The 14,292-nt window shown below is 74.2% G+C and carries 15 protein-coding genes; 11 read left to right on the forward strand and 4 right to left on the reverse strand.

Annotated features, from left to right (window positions below):
• The first annotated feature begins 38 nt into the window (after positions 1-38).
• The 11 genes from ACTWP9_RS12795 to ACTWP9_RS12845 all read left to right on the forward strand — a co-directional run bounded on the left by ACTWP9_RS12795 (position 39) and on the right by ACTWP9_RS12845 (position 9,802).
• Complete coding sequence (locus ACTWP9_RS12795; RefSeq protein WP_443246193.1) at positions 39-725, forward strand: TOMM precursor leader peptide-binding protein; 687 nt, start codon at positions 39-41, stop codon at positions 723-725.
• Entirely contained in the window at positions 677-2,452 is a 1,776-nt protein-coding gene (locus ACTWP9_RS12800) for a TOMM precursor leader peptide-binding protein (RefSeq protein WP_443246194.1), read from the forward strand. Before ACTWP9_RS12795 ends, ACTWP9_RS12800 begins: the two co-directional genes overlap by 49 nt.
• A complete protein-coding gene (locus tag ACTWP9_RS12805) occupies positions 2,449-3,186 on the forward strand; it encodes a nitroreductase family protein (protein ID WP_443246195.1) in 738 nt (245 codons plus the stop codon). The genes ACTWP9_RS12800 and ACTWP9_RS12805 overlap by 4 nt, the downstream gene beginning before the upstream one ends.
• A gap of 97 nt (positions 3,187-3,283) precedes the next feature.
• On the forward strand, positions 3,284-3,451 hold the full coding sequence (locus ACTWP9_RS12810; RefSeq protein ID WP_443246196.1) for a thiocillin family RiPP: 168 nt from the start codon (positions 3,284-3,286) through the stop codon (positions 3,449-3,451).
• 38 nt (positions 3,452-3,489) lie between these two features.
• Positions 3,490-3,669 carry a thiocillin family RiPP gene (locus ACTWP9_RS12815; protein WP_443246197.1) on the forward strand — a complete coding sequence of 60 codons (180 nt, stop codon included), beginning with the start codon at positions 3,490-3,492 and terminating at the stop codon, positions 3,667-3,669.
• Positions 3,670-3,733: 64 nt separating this feature from the next.
• On the forward strand, positions 3,734-3,910 hold the full coding sequence (locus ACTWP9_RS12820; protein ID WP_443246198.1) for a thiocillin family RiPP: 177 nt from the start codon (positions 3,734-3,736) through the stop codon (positions 3,908-3,910).
• A 49-nt stretch (positions 3,911-3,959) separates the two neighbouring features.
• Positions 3,960-4,130, forward strand: a complete 171-nt coding sequence (locus ACTWP9_RS12825; protein WP_443246199.1) for a thiocillin family RiPP — start codon at positions 3,960-3,962, stop codon at positions 4,128-4,130.
• Between the two features lie 187 nt (positions 4,131-4,317).
• Positions 4,318-5,427: a PqqD family peptide modification chaperone gene (locus ACTWP9_RS12830; protein ID WP_443246200.1), complete on the forward strand. Its 1,110-nt coding sequence runs from the start codon at positions 4,318-4,320 to the stop codon at positions 5,425-5,427.
• Entirely contained in the window at positions 5,424-7,928 is a 2,505-nt protein-coding gene (locus ACTWP9_RS12835; protein WP_443246201.1) for a hypothetical protein, read from the forward strand. The genes ACTWP9_RS12830 and ACTWP9_RS12835 overlap by 4 nt, the downstream gene beginning before the upstream one ends.
• Positions 7,925-8,881, forward strand: coding sequence for a lantibiotic dehydratase C-terminal domain-containing protein (locus ACTWP9_RS12840; protein ID WP_443246202.1), 957 nt, complete (start codon positions 7,925-7,927; stop codon positions 8,879-8,881). Before ACTWP9_RS12835 ends, ACTWP9_RS12840 begins: the two co-directional genes overlap by 4 nt.
• Before the next feature lie 339 nt (positions 8,882-9,220).
• On the forward strand, positions 9,221-9,802 hold the full coding sequence (locus tag ACTWP9_RS12845) for a universal stress protein (RefSeq protein ID WP_443246203.1): 582 nt from the start codon (positions 9,221-9,223) through the stop codon (positions 9,800-9,802).
• Positions 9,803-9,927: 125 nt separating this feature from the next.
• On the opposite strand, the gene ACTWP9_RS12850 is transcribed toward ACTWP9_RS12845, so the two are convergent.
• From ACTWP9_RS12850 to rfaE2, 4 genes are all read right to left on the reverse strand, one after another.
• Positions 9,928-10,491 (reverse strand): type 1 glutamine amidotransferase domain-containing protein, encoded by a 564-nt coding sequence (locus tag ACTWP9_RS12850; protein ID WP_443246204.1) that lies wholly within the window; start codon positions 10,489-10,491, stop codon positions 9,928-9,930.
• Between the two features lie 149 nt (positions 10,492-10,640).
• On the reverse strand, positions 10,641-11,597 hold the full coding sequence (locus ACTWP9_RS12855) for a polysaccharide pyruvyl transferase family protein (RefSeq protein WP_443246205.1): 957 nt from the start codon (positions 11,595-11,597) through the stop codon (positions 10,641-10,643).
• The gene (locus tag ACTWP9_RS12860; protein ID WP_443246206.1) at positions 11,594-12,763 is read right to left on the reverse strand and encodes a glycosyltransferase family 9 protein; all 1,170 of its coding nucleotides are present in this window, start codon (positions 12,761-12,763) and stop codon (positions 11,594-11,596) included. The genes ACTWP9_RS12855 and ACTWP9_RS12860 overlap by 4 nt, the downstream gene beginning before the upstream one ends.
• Positions 12,760-14,268 (reverse strand): D-glycero-beta-D-manno-heptose 1-phosphate adenylyltransferase, encoded by a 1,509-nt coding sequence (gene rfaE2 / locus ACTWP9_RS12865; RefSeq protein WP_443246207.1) that lies wholly within the window; start codon positions 14,266-14,268, stop codon positions 12,760-12,762. Before rfaE2 ends, ACTWP9_RS12860 begins: the two co-directional genes overlap by 4 nt.
• Positions 14,269-14,292: the final 24 nt, after the last annotated feature.

A 14,292-nucleotide genomic window follows, 5' to 3' on the forward strand; every position in this document is an offset into this window, starting at 1 on the left:
CCGTGCACATCCACCACACCACCTGGGCAGGAGAAGCGATGCACACCGGAACGACCGGTCCCCGCAGACCGTTGTTTCTCGCGGCGGGCTCCTTCGGGCACGCCGTCACCGAGCGGCTGGCCAAAACGTACACCGGCGCCGTCGTCATGGGCGTCGACGAGGGCAGCCACCCCAGCTTCTGGCCGGTCAGCGATCTGCTGGTGCTGGTCACCGACCACCCCAGGCCGGTGCTGGCCGAGGCGGTCGAGTCCTCCGCGTACGTCTGGCGCGTGCCCTGGTTCCCGATCGAGCTGGAGCCCACCGAGCTGCGCTGCGGACCTGCCGTACGGCCCGGCGCCGGCGCCTGCCACCGCTGCTTCACCCGGCGCCGCGCCCAGCACGACCGCGCACCCGTCCCCCGCGAGGCGCGCGGGCAGCACAGCCGGGAGACCAAAGCCGCGCACACATCGGACGATGTGCGGGTCACCGGCTATGCGCCGCACCACATCGGCATGGCCGTCGCGCTGGCTCGCGCCGCCGTGCACGATCTCTTCGACGAGCAGGAGGGCGAGGCCGCAGGTGCCTCCCGGGTGCGCTCCGTCAACCTCGCCGACGGCAGGACGGCCCGCCACCACGTCGTCGCCGTCGACCAGTGCCCGCGCTGCCGCCCGGCGCGCGGTGGTGGCGAGGACACCTCGTGGCGGACCTTCGAGCGGCTGACCACCGCCGCACCGGTGGGGAGCTGAGCACCATGCCGAACGGGGACGTACTCACCGCCGAACAGACCGGAGCCGCCGCGCTCCGCGACCCGCAGCTGTCCGTACCGGCGCTGCCCAGGCTCCGCCGCGGCGTGGCGGTCCACCCGGTCAGCGAGGGCCTGGTCGTCGAAGGGCTGCCCAGCCCCCAGGTGTTCCGCGGCAAGGCCGCCACCGCACTGCTGCCCCGGCTGCTGCCGCTGCTGGACGGCGGCAAGGACTGCGCGGCTCTCGCGGAGGAGTTGGGCATGGCGCCCCGCGCCGTCTTCAAGGCCCTCTCGCTGCTGTGGATGTGCGGGGTCATCGAGGACAGCCCGCCGCCCGGCGGAGAGCAGGCCGACGCCGGGGCCGCGCTCGCCGCCGAACTCGCCGACTACCTCTCCCGGATGGGCGACTCCACCGGCGCCAACAGCTGCTGGGAGCAGGGCGCGCTGCGGCTGGCCACGGCACGGGTCGCCGTCTTCGGCACCGGGCCCACGGCCTCGGCGCTGGCGGAGGAGCTGGCGCCGTCCGCCGAGGTGATCCGCCTGGCGGGAACGGAGGGCGTACCGCCCGCGGGCACCACGCTGGCCGTCACCGCCGACCTGCCGCCCGGCGAACTGTCCGCCGTCGCCGCCGACTGCCGGGAGCGGAACATTCCGCTGGTGCGGGTGGCCGTCTTCAACGGGCGCGCCCGCCTGGGCCCGTTCGTCCATCCCCGCTACACACCGTGCCTGGACTGCCTGTTGGCGGAGGAGGCGGGTACGGAGGAGGCGGGTACGGAGGAGGCTCTCGTCCGGACCGCGGACGGTACGGAGACCGACGAGGAGCCGGCAGCGCTCACCGCAGCGCTCGCGGCGCACGATCTGTTCGGCTTCCTCTCCCGCTCCGTACCGTCGCCCTACCCCAACCAGTGGCGCACCGTCGCGCTGGACGACCTCAAGCAGCGGCGGCACAGCGGCGCCACCCGCCCCGGCTGCCCCACCTGTTCGGCCTCCGCGCCCGCTCCCGAGGGCCATGAGGCTCCCGAACCGGCGCCGCTGGCCGCGCGCTACGAGGCGTTCATCGGCTTCCCGCCGCACGAGTACCTGGACCTCAAGGGCCACCAGCAGCACTACAAGCCCTCCAACCTGGCCCTCCAGCGCCAGGAGAAGACCTGGCCCGTCTGCCCGCCGATCGACCTGCCGCCCCCGGACACCGCACGCCTGGCCGGGCAGCCGTACGGCCATGAGGAACCCGCCCGGGACGCCGCCGTCGACCTGGACACCCTCTCGCTCGTCCTGGCCACCGTTGCGGGCATTCGCCTCGGCGACCCGGACTTCCTGCGCCGGTGGACACCCAGCGGCGGCAACATCGGCTCCGTCCTCGCCCACGTGGCCGTACGCGATGCGAACGGACTGGAGCCGGGCATCTACGGCTATGTGCCCGGCGGCCACCGGCTGGCCCTCCTCGCGCCGGGCACCGCCGTGCTCGACGGGATACCGGGACGGGGCCCGGCCACGCTGGTGCTGACCGGCAACCTCGGCAAGGTCGCCAAGAAGTACCACTCCTTCGCACTGCGGGTGACGCTGCTCGACGCAGGCTGCGCCCAGGCCACCCTGCGCCGCGTCTGCCGCACCCTCGGACTGCCCCGCACACCGGTGCGGCGCTGGGACGAGCGGGCGGTCACCGGGGCGCTCGGTGTCGACCCGCGCGTCGAGCCCGTCACCGCCGTCACCGACCTCGGGAGGCCGCTGTGATCGCCCCTGACGACCTCGCCTTCCAGCTCGTCGACTCCTTCGCGTCCGCGCCCGCGAGCCCGCGTACGGAGGCGGCACCCTGGCGCGCGGCTCCACCGGCACCGCTGGGTCCGGCTGTCGAAGTGGGCCAGGAACCCGACCCCGGAGCGCCCCGGCTCGACCTGGCGGCCACCCTCCAGACACGCCGCGCCAACCGCGTCTGGTCCCCCGAGCCGCTGCCTGCGCCGCTGCTCGCCGACATCATCGGCGAGGGCGTCGAAGCGGACGTCGAGGAGTGGCCGGACGAACAGCCGTACACACCGCTGGAGATCACCGTCGTGGCCTTCCGCGTGACCGGTCTGGCACCCGCTGTGCACCACTTCGACGGGCTCACCCGCACCGCCCGCCCGGTGATGGAGCTGCCGCCGCCCGAGCAGCGCCGCTCCCTCACCCTGCAGGCCGAGTTCGGTGACGCGCCGGCGATCGTCTCCGTCGCCGTGGATCTGCGGACGGCCGAGGCGCGCGACGGCGGCCACGGCTACCGGACACTGCTGACCCGGACCGGCGCGGCCGTCCACACCATGTGGCTGGCCGGCGTCTCGCACGGGCTGACCGGTTCGGCGTTCGCCGGGTTCATCCCCGCCGCCGTCCGGACGCCGCTGCGCACCGACGGCACCAGCCGCCAGCAGGTGTTCGCGCTCGCACTCGGCTACCCACCTGCGGCCCCGCCCGGCGGCGAATCCGCCGCCCCCTGATCGTCCGAGGCGCGCCCCGGGCCGGCCACGAGCCCCCGGCACGCGCCGTCGGATGCACCACCCATCCGCACCGAACAACGAAAGGAAGTGATTCGCAGTGGAAGACATCATCGACCTGTACGCCGTGGCCGAGGACGAGCTGGCCCTGGAGGAGCTGCCCGAGGGCAACGCCCTGGCGAGCCTCTCCAGCGCCACCAGCGCCAGCACGGCGTCCTGCCCGGCGACCAGCGCGTCGAGCGCCTCCAGCGCCTCGACCTACGGCTGATCGCACCGGTTCGTAACCAACCAGAAGGAGGTACACCCATGGAGTCCATGGACAACCTGGAGCTCGACCTCTACATCGAGGATCAGGACCTCTCCGTCGAGGAGCTCCCGGACGGCAATGCGCCCGGCGGCTGCTTCGCCTGCGCGGGCTCGGCCTCAACGGCGTCCTGCCCCGGTTCGTCGGCGGCCACCGTCGGCAGCGCGTCCTGCATCGGCTGATGAGAGCCGACGTCTGACGCGGTCGGGGCAACCGGCAGTCGATTCGCGAGAAAGGAGATGAGACATGCAGCACAGTGACGACCTCGACCTGTTCGTCGAAGCGTTCGAAGACGACCTGGTGGTCGAGGAACTGAGCGAGGGCACCGCGCTGGGCACTTGGGGCACTTTCGGTTGTGCGGGTTCCGCATCCTGCCCCGGGAGCACGGCTGGTACCGCATCGACAGGCTCCAGCATGGGCTGATCAGTAAGAGCACCGCACCACAGCGAATCTCTCAGAAAGGAGACAACACATGGACCACACCATCGACCTCGAACTGTGGGCCGAGGACCTCGAAATGGAGGCCCTGCCCGAGTCGGACAGCCCGTTCACCACCTACGCCTGCGCCGGCACAGCGGCCTGCGGCAGCTGCCCGGTCGGAAGTGCGGGAACGTTCGGCTGCCTCTCCTCCAACGGTGGCTGACCAGACGGAACGAGCACTGTTCCGCCCAGCGGCCTGGTGACATGCGAACACCGGACCGCGCCGTGAGGTGAGACCCCGGTTCCGGAGCGGGCGAAGCGCCCCGGAACCGGGTGCTCGCGGATGCGACCCGCGAGCACGCTCAGGCTACGACGTGGCCCGCGCACCGGCCGCCACCAGGGAGTTGTTCATGGAGACCCTTACCCGACCGAAGCTCCGCGAGGGACTCGAAGTCATTCGCGGGATGGACGACCACCCGCTGCTGTACGACGCGTCATCCGGTATCTACCACCGGCTCAGCCGCTCGGCCATGGGCCTCGTCCAGCGGCTCGACGGATCCCAGTCGCTCGACGACATCGCCGGCCTGATGGCGGCGCGCGGCACCAAGACCCCCGAGGCGGCCCGCACCGAGCTGGACCGCTTCGTGAAGAACCTCTACGACAGCGGCCTGCTGGACGGCTCGCCCACCCCGCAGCGGGCCAAGAACGCGGGGCGGCGCGGCAAGCGCAACCAGATGATGCCGCGCTTCGTCGTCAGCCGTACGCTGCTGCCCCGGCTGCTGGAACCCCTCGCGGCCGTGCTGCGCAAGGTGCCCGGCGGCGCGCTGGCGGGCGGCCACATCGTGGGCGGCGTGCTGGGCACCGCCCTCGCCGTGTGGGCGGTGCTGGCGGGGCCCTCCGCCGATCCGAAGCTCGCACACTGGACGACGCTGATCGCGCTCGTCCTCTTCCTCGGCCAGATCGTGCTGCACGAGGCGGCGCACGCGATGGTTGCGCAGATCCTGAAGGTGCCTGTGCGGGGCTTCGGGTTCGCGCTGCTCTTCTACTTCATGCCGCTGGCGTACGTCGACCGTACGGACGCCTACCGGCTGCGCTCCCGCAGCAGCAGAGTCGTCCTCGCGCTGGCCGGTCCCGTCAACGACGGCTGGGTCGCCGGGGTCACCGCGCTGGTCGCCACCATGGCGGACGGCACCGTGGCGACCGTTGCCGCGACGATGCTGCTCTTCCAGGTCTTCAGCGTCATCACCAACCTCAACCCGCTGCTGCCCAGTGACGGTTACGCCGCGCTGGAGGCCGGTATGGGCACCGTCGACGCCCGTGGCCGCGCCTTCGGGCTGCTCAAACACACACTGCTGCGCCGCCCGCTGCCCTCGCACCTGGCCGCCATGACACCCGCCGCACGCAGGCTGTACCTGGCCTACGGGGCGCTGTGCACGCTGTACATACTGGTGCTCGCTTACGTGGCGGTGGTCGGTACGGCGTTCTCGTACGGCAGCGTCCAGGGGATGTGGGGCCGGTGACAGCCACGGTGCCGCAGACCCCCGTCCGGCTGGGCACCCCCGAGCTGACCCGCGTCGCCGGGCTGCCCGCCGCCTGCTGTCCCCGCCCCGGCGCCCGCACCGCCGAACTCCTGGACCGGCACGCGGAGCTGAGCGGCGCGCTGGAGGAGCTGCGGCCCCGGGTGGAGGACGTTCTCTACGCCCTCGTACCGCTGCTGGACGATGCGCGCGAACTGCGCCGTGCCGTCCTGGCGGCCCGCCGCGCCGCGCACCGTGCGGCGCCGCCGGGCTGGGACGAGCGGACCGGGGCACGGATCGCGGAGTACGCCGACGAGGGAGCGCGCGCCGCGCTGCACCGCTGGCAGGAGCTGACCGCCGCCGCGCAGGCGGTGGCTGCGGAGCTGGACAAGGAGGTCGCACGGGACCGTGCCGCCGCGGAGGACACCCTGGCCGCGGCGCTGGAAGACCCGGCCTTCGCGCACTCCCTCGCGCTGGCCACGCCCGACTGGGTGCGCTACGGCAGCGCCGGCAAGCACCACAAGACCCGCAAACGGCAGCGCGCCATGCGGACGCTGTACTCGTACACCACCCGCGCCGCCGCCAAAACCAGCCCCTTCGCCCGGCTGACCACGGTCGGCGTACCTGGCCGGGCCCACGACGGCCACGCTGCGCAACAGGTGTCCGCCACGGTCGCCTTCACCGCGCTCTACGCCCTCGCCCGCTCACCGCACACGGCACCGCTGCTGCGCTACCGTCCCTCGCCCACAACGGGGGAGTTGCTGCTGTATCCCGAGTACATCGCCACCGGCGGCGTCACCTGGCGCCTCGACCATGTGGTGGAGGCGGGCCCGGCGGCCGGGTGGGCCCGCACACTGGCTGCGGCCTGCGACGAGGACGACGGGACGCTTTCCCACGAGGCGGCGCTGCGCGCACTCGGCGGCGCGGACCCGTTCCGCCGCTTCCTGCGGATGCTCGACAGCGGTGTCCTGGCACCCGTCGCTCCGTGGCGGCGTGGCGAGGACGCGGTGTCGGTTCTGCTGGCACTGACGGAAGGTGCGAGGGACGACGACCTCACAGTCGTACGGCAGTTGCGCGATCTGGCCACCGAGCGGGAGCGGCTGGCGGCACCCGTCGGCGCAGCACCGGACGGCCCCCGGCAGCGTGCCGGTGCCGTCGCGCGCGTCCGGGAGCTGGGGCAGGGATGGGCGCGGGCCGCGGGCTGGGACCGGTTCGAGCCCACCGAGGTCTGGTACGAGGACGCCGTCACCGAACTGCGGCTGCCGCCCGTGCTGGAGGACGAGGAGACGGCGGCCGACCTGCGCCGCCTCGGCGCCCGGATCCGCCCCCGGCTGTTCCGCTCGCACCTGTACGACGAGTTGGTGCGCCGGTTCGTCGCCGTGTACGGGAGGGGCGGCAGCTGCGACGACGTGCTCGGTTTCGCCATGCGCTGCGGCGCCGAGACCGACCGCGACCCGGAGCTGGAGCGGGCCGTGCAGCTCGACCTCGCCGCGCGTGAGGACCCGGGGGAGCGGGCCTGGCTCCCGGTCGGCCCGAGCAGCGCGCCTCCCTCGGCTGCCGTGCTGTTCCAGCATGTGCAGGCAGCGGGCGGCCCCCGCATGGTCGTCAACCAGTTCAACCCCGGTACGGGCGGCCTGCTCACCCGCTTCAAAGGGCTGCTGGGCGACGGTTTCGCGGAGGCGCTCCGCACCCACGTACGCCGCTGCTGGCCGTATGCCGCGCACCACCACGAGCTGGTGCTGTGGACCGAGTGCAGCACCGCGCAGGCCCAGTCCGCCGGTCTGCTGCCCCCGCTCACCCTCCCCGGGGAGCTGGAGGCGCCCGGCGCCCTCGCGCTGAGCGCGACCCGCCTGGTCCACGACCCGCACCAGGACACCCTCACGCTGCTGGCGCCGGACGGGCTGCCGCTGGCCGCCGCCTACACCGGGCTGGTGCCCACGCATCTGTTCCCCAAGTTCGCCCGGTTCCTTGCCGTGTTGGCCGACCCATGGGTCAACGGCTCGCTGCTGTCGGACTACCGGATGTCCTTCCAGCTGCCCCGCGACCCCGGACGGGTGCTCGCGCTGGAGCGGCAGACGCTGGGCGACGAGGGCCACGTGGTGACCCGGCGGGCGTCGTGGATCGTTCCGGTGGACCGGCTCCCGCTTCCCTCCCCGGAGTCCGGCAGCGACGCCGAGGCCGTCGCGGCAGCGGACGCGTTCCGCCGTTCGCACGGCATGCCGCGCGAACTGTTCGCCTATCTGCTGCCCGCCGCCGCGGGCGGGATGAGCCCGGACCACGACCGGAAACCGCTGTGGATCCGGCTGGACTCGGCCGTCTCGCTGGACGTCCTGGCCCACTGGATCACCCCCGGGACCGGCCATGTACGGCTGGTCGAGGCGCTGCCCGCACACGACCAGCACCCGCTGCGCGACGCGGACGGCGAACGGCGCGCCGCCGAGCACGCCGTGCTGCTGCACTGGGCCGGCACCGAGACCGGCACCCACGGGAAGGAGAACCGGTGACCGCGACCTCGGTCCCCGCCCGGGAAGCGCCGCAGGAGACCACCGACGCGGCCCCTGACGCGGCTCCTGAACCAGCCCCTGACGTAGCCCCTGACGCGGCAACGGACTGGTGGTACGTACGGGCCTATCCCGGCGGACCCGCACGCATGGATGCGGGAGTCCGCGCGGCGCTGCCGTGGCTGGCAGGGCGCGCGGCCGAACTGGAGGCGCCCGCCTGGCACTTCCTGCGCTACTGGGACGCGACCGGCCACCATCTGCGGCTGCGCATCCGCTGCACCCCCGAACAGGCCGACGTGCTGCACGCCTGTGTCCCGGAGCTGCGCGCGCTGATGTCGGCCCTGCCCGAGGAGCCGGACGAGCCCGGCGGCGGTCTGCTGCCCGCCGAGCCCACCATGGCTCCCCGGCACCAGCCCACCGGGGTGGGCCCTGCCCCCTACGCGCCCGAACTGGCCAAGTACGGCGGCGCGGTGGGCATCCGGTCGGCCGAGGAGGTCTTCACCGACTGCTGCGCGATGCTGGCCGAGACCCGACTGGTGGCGCTCCCGGCCGCCTACGAGCGGGCCGCGGCTGCCGTGGACCTCACCGGCATGCTGGTGGCGTCCTGTCTGGCGCCCGAGGAGCGGGACGCGTTCTGGACGGCGCACCGGCGCCACTGGCTGGCCCGGCTGCGGATGGTCCTCCCGGCGGACGAGATGCGGGACCGGCTGCGCACCCTGGCGTCCGGCGTACGGGCAGCGCCGTGGCCGCGGGGCCGCGTGCACGGCAGGCTGGCAGCCCACGCGGAAGTGGTGGCCGCGTCCCTGGACCACTGCGCCGCGTCCCATGTCCCCGTCTCCCGCGTCGAACTGTTGCTGCACCACGTCCATATGGCCTTCAACCGGCTCGGCTTTCCGCCGGCTGAGGAGGCTGCGCTGGTGGTGGTTGCTCGCGCCACCGCTCCGTCGTTCCGGTGAGGGGGTGCCCCTGCCCGATGTCCGCGGTCTGCGGGTCCGCTGTGGCTGCTCGCGCAGTTCCCCGCGCCTCTGACGGGGCGCATCCGCGGTGCCCTCGGTCCGGGAGGCCAGGTCCTTGACGAACTCCCAGCCGGTGAGCTGCTCGGGCTCGGGGATCTAGCGCTGCCCGACTTCCCCGCCGAGCCGATCGGCGCCCCGGTGGCCTGAGAGGGCCAGGGTCCACGGCAGGCCAATTGCTGCGCATTGGCTCTGTCGCAGCAGTCCAATCAGCGCCAAACTGCCTTTCACGGCGGTCGTTGGGCGGACCGCGCCGAAGTGGAACCCGTGGAAGGGGGAGCGATGAGAGGCAGTGGTGGCGCCACCGGAGGTAGGGGGGCGACGCCGGGCGGGAACGACGGCGCAGCCCGCGAGGGGCGGCTGATCGTCGGTGTCAGTGGATCCCTCGCCAGTCTGGCTGCGCTGCGGGCAGCGGCGCGTGAAGCGCGGACCAGCGGGTGCCCGCTGCTGGCGGTGCTCGCCTGGGAACCGCCGGAGGGTGAGACGGGGTACATGCTGCGGCCCGACCGGGTGTGGGCGGAGAACTGGCGCCGGGAGGCCGAGGCACGGCTGGACCGCGCGTTCGACGAGGCGTTCGGGGGCGATCCGCCCGGAGTCGTCGCGGTCGAACGGCGGCTGGTCCGGGACCGGCCCTGGCGTGCGCTGTGCAGAACGGCGGACCGTGGGGACGACCGCCTGGTCATCGGCACGCGGGTGGGGCGCCTGGGCCTGTTCCGCTACGGCGGTACGCGGCGCCGCGTCCTCGCCCGGGCCTCGTGCCCGGTCCTCACCGTCCCGGCGCCGCGCTTCCCCCCATACATGCGCACCCGGCTGCGCCATGCCTCGCCGGGTGACTTCAGCTTCGCAGGGGGACGCGCCCCGTAAAGGGCGCGGGGAACTGCTCCCCCCGGGGGGTACCTCCCGGCCGGAGGCTGGGGGACTTCGGCCGGGAGGTACCCCCAGCACGACGTGCCCGCAGACCGCGGGCGCCAGGTAGGGGCACCCCCAGGTCAGGCCGGTTGGGGGGCCCTCTCTTTGGCGACCAGTTCAACAAGCGCGGAGCAGAAGGCCGGGAGATCGTCGGGGCCGCGGCTGGTGATGAGGTTGCCGTCGATGACGACCTCCTCCTCGACCACCTCGGCTCCCGCATTGCGCAGGTCGGTGCGGATGCTGGGCCACGAGGTGAGACGGCGGCCGCGGATCACGTCCGCCTCCGCCAGGGTCCACGGCCCGTGGCAGATGGCCGCCACAGGCTTGCCCGCGCGCATGAACTCCCGGGCGAAGCCGACCGCGTCAGGATCCGTCCGCAGCTGGTCGGGGTTCATCGCGCCGCCGGGCAGCACCAGCGCGTCGTAGTCGTCGGCGGACGCGTCGGCGACCGTCCTGTCCACCGAGAAGGTGCCTGCCGGGTCGATGTCCATCTGGCGGGCGTTGATCTCCCCGGTGTGCAGCGAGACCACCTCGGTACGCGCCCCGGCGCCGTGCAAGGCGCCGCGCGGCTGCTCCAGTTCGACGCGTTCCACGCCGTCGGTGGCGAGGAGGGCAACCCTCTTGCCGTGCAGTTCGCCGGTCATGATGCGACTCCCTTCGGCCCCGGGCCTCCCCTGGGGGTACCCCCTGCTCGAGGAGCGCGGGGGAGCATGGCGGTCTCGGCGCTGGCGGGCGCGGCCTCGCAACGCCGGCCACACCTTCTTCGAACAGGTTCTCATCCCTGCAAAAAGTGTCAAACGGGGCGAATGGCGTGATCGGTGCTCTCCCCGCTCCGCCCGAGGGAATCGCGCAGGGCAGCGGCGAGCGGCTCGGGCTGCGGCGTGCCGGCGTACGCGGCAGCGCGGCTCCGGCCCTCCCCGCGCGCCCACTCCCACCAGTGCGCCAGCGCCGCGTCGTCCAGCCGCTCGGCGGGGATCACCGCGGGCCAGCCGAGCGCCCGTGCCTGCGCGCTGACCTTCGCGCCCCCGGCAACCGGATCGACGGCGATGGCGGGCACGCCCGACCGCAGCGCCAGCACCATGCCGTGCAGCCGGTTGGTCACCACCAGATCGACGCGGGCCAGCACGGCGTCCAACTGCTCCGGGGTGCCGCACAGCCGCCAGTCACGGGTGTCCAGCCGGGTCTCCAACTCCAGCCGCGCACAGTCCTGTCCGCCCAGCCAGTCGGTGACGTGGCGGGCCGACTCCTCGTGCCGCCGACGGCCCGCGTACTCGTGCTGCCCCGTCGTGAGGACGGTCGCCACCACGGGCGGCAGCGGATGCGGTGGCCTGGTGCCCGCCGACAGATCGGGCGACGGGCCGGGGGCACCTCCCGGCGTCAGCCGGGGGAGGGCGGCGCCGCCGTCCCGGGCGATCACCTCGTGGAACCCCCGCACGGCCGGGTCCTCGGGGTCGATCACGGAGACGCCGACGGCGACGCGGCGGCAGTGCACGAAGCGCTCGTGCAGCGCCGCCGGCTGCGGGCCGCTGCACGGCCCGCAGACGAACAGCAGCAGGTCGTACGCGTCGGGCCGTACGGTCTCCAACGACGGCTCCCCCGGCCGGAATCCGGGGCTCCACGCCACGTCGTACGCCACCCCCGCCTCCCGCACCACCTCCTCGGCCCGCCGCAACGCCAGCACGTCCCCGGCCGTGACCTCCCCCTCCACAAAGCTGAACCACCCCGTGAGCAATGCGCGCCGGTACGTCACGGCGCCGACTCCGCCCTGAGACCGGGGGAGGGCGCGCACAACGGGTCCGCGTCCGACGACGGCGGCGTATCCCCACCCAGCGCCGCGCACGCCTCCACGACCTCCTCCGGTGTGATCCGCAGCAGCCGCGGATCCGGCTGCGCCCCGTGCGGGTCACCGGCGCGTACTCGGTCACCGGGGAACGGCCGCCACAGAGCGCGATGCCGCGCACGTGCGGGCGGCCCCCACAGAGCAGGGGAAACGGGCCCGAACAGCACGACCGACGGCGCTGCGAGGGCCGAGGCCAGGTGGGCCACTCCCGTGTCGCCGACCACCACAACGCGCGCCTGAGCCACCAGCGCGGCCAGCGTGCCGAACGGCAGCCCCGCAGGTGTGCCCAGCACAGCCGCGGGCGGCAACCCGGCCTGCTCGGCGATGCCGGAGGCGAGCTCGCCCTCGCCGGGCCCGGACGTGAGCACCACCTCCGCGCCGCGTGCCCGCATCTCCCGTGCGACGGCCGCGAACCGCTCGGGCGGCCAGCATCGCGCCCCGGCATCGGCGCCCGGATGCAGCACCACGGCTCCGGGCGCCGGCGACGCGGCGGCAGGCCGCCGCAGCTGCAGATCGTCCGGGTCGGCGGGGATGCCGTACCAGGTCAACAGGCGGCACCAGCACTCCCGTTCGTGCTCGTCGGGCCGCCAGCGGGGTGCCGACCCGTCCGCGTACGCCAGCAGCCGCCGCGGGGTGAGCCGGGCGAGCACCGCGCGGCTCGCCGGGCCGTTGCCGTGCAGATCGACGGCGAGGTCGGGCGGGGACCACGGCCACGGCACCCGGGCCGGGACCTCGCGGTCGGGCGCCCCGGCGGGCAGCAGGACATCGACGGCATCGACCGTCCGCACCGCGTCGGCCAGCCACCCCGGCGCCGCCAGCACCAGCTCGTGCCGTGGGAGCGCGCGGCGCAGCGCGCGCAGGGCCGGGACGGCGGTCAGCAGGTCGCCCAGCCCCAGGGCACGAAGCACCAGGACGCGCGGCCGGTCCCGGTCGCTGCCCGCCCCCTCCCGCAGGACCAGCGGGCCCGGCCGCTCCGGTTCACCCCCGGGCCGCCCGGGCCACGCCCCACCGGGCTGACCCCGGCCACGCCGGGCACCGCTGCCCGGCGGCGGGTCACCCGCCGGGCGAGGGCTCATGACGACTGCTCCAGCCCACCCAGACCACCCAGCCCATCCAGGTCGTCCAGTTCGTTCGGACCGTCCATTCCGGCGGACCGCACCGTGCCGTGCTGGCCGGCGGCACGGCGGGCCAGTGCCGTGGTCGAGCGGCCGTCCAGATACGGGAGGAGGAGCACGCGTCCGCCCCATTCCTCCAGGGTGGCGGCCTCGGGGAGCCGCTCCGTCCCGTAGTCGCCGCCCTTGACCCACACATGCGGGCGCAGCTCCCGCAGCAGACGTTCGGGGGTGTTCTCGTCGAAGACGGCGATCGCGTCGACGCAGTCGAGCCCGGCCAGCACCGAGATCCGGTCCGCCTCGGGGGTGATCGGCCGGCCCTCGCCCTTGAGCCTGCGCACCGACACATCCGAGTTGAGGCAGACGATGAGACAGTCGCCCGTACGGCGCGCGTTCTGCAACATCCCGACGTGTCCCGCGTGCAGCAGGTCGAAGCAGCCGCCGGTGGCCACGACCGTGCCACCGCGCGCCCGTACGGCGGCGGCCAGGGCACGCGCATCGTCCGTCTTGGAGACCGGCGGCGCGGGCGGCGGCGGGCTGGGAACTCCGCCCCACAGCGCGGGGTTGCGTACCCCGCCCGCGGCCACGAAGGCGCCGGACTGCCGTACCGCCTCATGGGTGGCCTCCTCCGGCAGCGCTCCGTCGGCCAGGGCCCGCGCCGCGGTTGCCGCGAAGCAGTCACCGGCGCCGCACGGGTCGCCGTCGGCCTCCTGGAGCGCGGGGAAGTACAGCGGCGCCTCGTCCCCGGGCCGGGCCAGCACCGCGCCGCGCCGGCCCAGCGTCACCGCGACGGCCGCGCTGCGCCACACCGAGGCGAGGGAGGCGCCGCGCCACCCGTGCCCGTGCAGCCCGTCGCCGTCGGTGTCCGGATACTCCCCGGAGCACAGCACCATCGCCTCCGCCGCGTTCGGCGTCACCAGGCGGGCACCGGGGACGGGCGGCTCACCGCGCGGGTGAGGGTCCCACACCACCTGGGTGTGCCCGGCCAGCACGGCGAGTTCGGCCCGCAACCGGGCCGCGACCCCGCGCCCGTAGTCGGAGACGAGCACCGTGTGCGCCCCGGCGAGCGCCGTACGCACCTCGTCGGTGACAGCGCCGACCGTGCCGCCGCCGCGATCCACCCGCAGCAGCGGCCGGCCGTCCGCGCACAGCCGTGTCTTGACGGGCACGCTCCCGCGCAGCGGCAGCTCCAGCAGCCGCACCCGCGGCGAGAGCAGATCCCGCACCGTCTGGTCGGACCTGCTCCGGCCCAGCGCGGTGACCAGGACGATCTCCGGATGGTCCGCCGCGTCCTGCGGGAAGGTCCCGGCGAGCGTCGCGGCGAGCCCGGCCCCGCCGGGCCGGTTGTGCTCCTCGGACACGTCCAGCACCGGCGCGGGCGCGTCCGGGGCCAGCCGGTCGGCCTGGCCCTCGACGTCGGTGTCCAGCAGCGTGTCGCCGACGACGACGAGCGGGCGGTTGCGAGGCATGAGTGCTTCCTTTGTTCCGTCGGC

This window comes from Streptomyces sp. 3N207 (genome assembly GCF_052246355.1).
Lineage (GTDB): Bacteria > Actinomycetota > Actinomycetes > Streptomycetales > Streptomycetaceae > Streptomyces.